The organism is Streptomyces silaceus (assembly GCF_001419745.1).
GTDB classification, from domain to species: Bacteria; Actinomycetota; Actinomycetes; order Streptomycetales; family Streptomycetaceae; genus Streptomyces; species Streptomyces silaceus.
On the sequence record NZ_LIRJ01000637.1, the window covers coordinates 1 to 2,606 of the forward strand.

Consider the following 2,606-nt stretch of genomic DNA (forward strand, 5'->3'; position numbering starts at 1 on the left):
CCGTACGAGCGCCCCCGACCCGACGCCCCCCGCGGGCACCAAGGTCTGTGTGGCCTGCCGTTCGGGCCGCGTGGACCCGGACGGGTACTGCGAGAACTGCGGGCACGCCCAGCCGCGCGAGCGCGACCACATGGAGCAGGAGCTGGACGCGGTCGCCGCGGTCAGCGACCGGGGCCTGCGCCACCACCGCAACGAGGACGCGTTCGCGATCTCGGCCGCGGCGCTGCCCGACGGCTCCCCCGCCGTCGTCGCGATCGTCTGCGACGGCGTCTCCTCCGCGACCCGTCCCGACGACGCCTCGCTCGCGGCCTCCCGCGCCGCCAACGAATCGCTGCAGGACGCCCTGCCGCGCGGCACGCATCCGCAGCAGGCCATGCACGACGCGATCCTCTCGGCGGCCGACGCCGTCAACTCCCTTGCCGCCGAGCCCGCTTCGGCCCGCGAGCACGGCCAGCACCAGAACGCCCCGGCGTGCACCCTGGTCGGCACGGTCGTCGCCGGCGGTCTGCTCGTGGTCGGCTGGGTCGGCGACAGCCGCGCCTACTGGGTCCCCGACGACCGCAGCGGCCCCACCGTCCGCCTGACCGAGGACGACTCGTGGGCCGCGCAGATGGTCGCGGCGGGCCTGATGAACGAGGCCGAGGCGTACGCCGACGAGCGCGCGCACGCCATCACGGGCTGGCTCGGCGCGGACGCGTACGAACTGGAGCCGCACACCGCTTCCTTCAAGCCGGACCGTGCGGGTGTAGTGGTGGTGTGCACGGACGGGCTGTGGAACTACGCGGAGGCCGTCGAGGAGATGGCCGACGCCGTGCCCGCCGACGCCGCGGACCGGCCGCTGCACAGCGCCCAGGTCCTGGTCGGCCACGCGCTGGACGGCGGGGGCCACGACAACGTAACAGTGGCCGTCGTCCCGTTCCCCTTCGTGCCGCAAGGGGCAGGATCGGCCTAGAGCGGACCTCTTCGCCGCCCGCGCGGGAGCGGACGCTCTCGCGCGGGCGCCGTCGCGCCCGCGAACAACGGTGTCACCCTGCCGACTTGGGGGAGGTGGGGGGACGAACGTCTGAGGATCTGAGGGGGAGCAGCATCCATGGCCAATTTCTCGAAGTCGAACGTGCCGCAGTTCTCGGTCGACGTCTACCAGAACGAGTTCCTGCCGGAGGGCGGCCGTGAGGTCAACGCCATCGCGACGGTGACCTCGACCGGCGGCGGAACGATCGGTTCCGCGGTCGCCGCCCCGCATCTGTACTCCGCGGGGCAGAGCCCGGACGCCGCCGTGGCGATCATGGTCGACTGCTCGGGCTCCATGGACTACCCGCCGACGAAGATGCGGGGCGCCAGGGACGCCACGGCCGCGGCGATCGACGCGGTGCGCGACGGCGTGCACTTCGCGGTGATCGGCGGCACGCACGTCGCCAAGGAGGTCTACCCGGGCAGCGGACGCCTCGCGGTGGCCGACGCGCGCACCCGCGAGCAGGCCAAGCAGGCGCTGCGCCGGCTCAGCGCGGGCGGCGGCACGGCGATCGGCACCTGGCTCGGCCTCGCCGACCGCCTGCTGGCCTCGGCCGACGTCGCCATCCGGCACGGCATCCTGCTCACCGACGGCCGCAACGAACACGAGTCGCCCGAGGACCTCAGGGCCGCCCTCGACGCCTGCGCCGGCCGTTTCACCTGCGACGCCCGCGGCGTCGGCACGGACTGGGAGGTGAAGGAGGTCACAGGGATCGCCTCCGCGCTCCTCGGCACCGCCGACATCGTCGCCGACCCGGCCGGGCTCGCCGCCGACTTCACGCGGATGATGGAGACGGCGATGGGCAAGGAGGTCGCCGACGTCAGTCTGCGGCTGTGGACACCGCTGGGCACGGAGATCAAGTTCGTCAAGCAAGTGGCGCCCACCGTCGAGGAGTTGACCGACCGCCGCACGGAGGCGGGGCCGCGCGCCGGGGACTACCCGACCGGGTCCTGGGGCGACGAGTCCCGCGACTACCACATCTGTGTACAGGTGCCGGGCGCCGAGCTCGGCCAGGAGATGCTCGCGGCCCGCGTCTCGCTCGTGGTGCCGCAGAGCGACGGCAGCGTGCAGACCCTGTCGCAGGGGCTGGTGCGGGCGGTGTGGACGGACGACATGGCGGCCTCCACCTCGATCAATCCGCAGGTCGCGCACTACACCGGCCAGGCCGAACTGGCACAAGTCATCCAGCAGGGCCTTGATGCCCGCAAATCGGGCGACGTGGACGGGGCAACGGCCAAGCTGGGCCGCGCCGTTCAGCTCGCGAACGCCTCGGGCAATGCGGATACGGCGAAACTGCTTTCGAAGGTGGTGGACGTCGTGGATGCCGCGGCAGGTACTGTTCGATTGAAGGCGAAGGTCGCCGAGGCCGACGAGATGACACTCGAGACGCGGTCGACGAAGACTGTTCGCGTGAAGAAGCAGTAGCGCGGCGCACCCGCGCCGCGAATCCTTACCGCTACGTACCGCAATGCACGGCCCTCGGGCCGGTGAAGGAGAGGGGGAAGCGCCGACATGCCGACCTGCCCGAACGGACACCAGTCGGGTTCCGACGACTGGTGCGAGGTCTGCGGTCACCGCATGGCCGGTGCCGTAC

The 2,606-nt window shown here is 72.3% G+C and carries 2 protein-coding genes; both read left to right on the forward strand.

All coding sequences use genetic code 11. The annotated features are described in order from the left end of the window. Positions 1–952 (forward strand): PP2C family protein-serine/threonine phosphatase (locus AOK22_RS38080; protein WP_141753813.1); only part of this gene is annotated, 952 nt, incomplete at its 5' end. A gap of 138 nt (positions 953–1,090) precedes the next feature. After that, entirely contained in the window at positions 1,091–2,437 is a 1,347-nt protein-coding gene (locus tag AOK22_RS38085; protein WP_055703216.1) for a vWA domain-containing protein, read from the forward strand. The last annotated feature ends 169 nt before the right edge of the window (positions 2,438–2,606 follow it).

Coding starts and splice junctions, on each gene's coding strand:
- AOK22_RS38085 (WP_055703216.1), top strand. CDS start 1,091: ATGGCCAATTTCTCGAAGTCGAACGTGCCGCAGTTCTCGGTCGACGTC.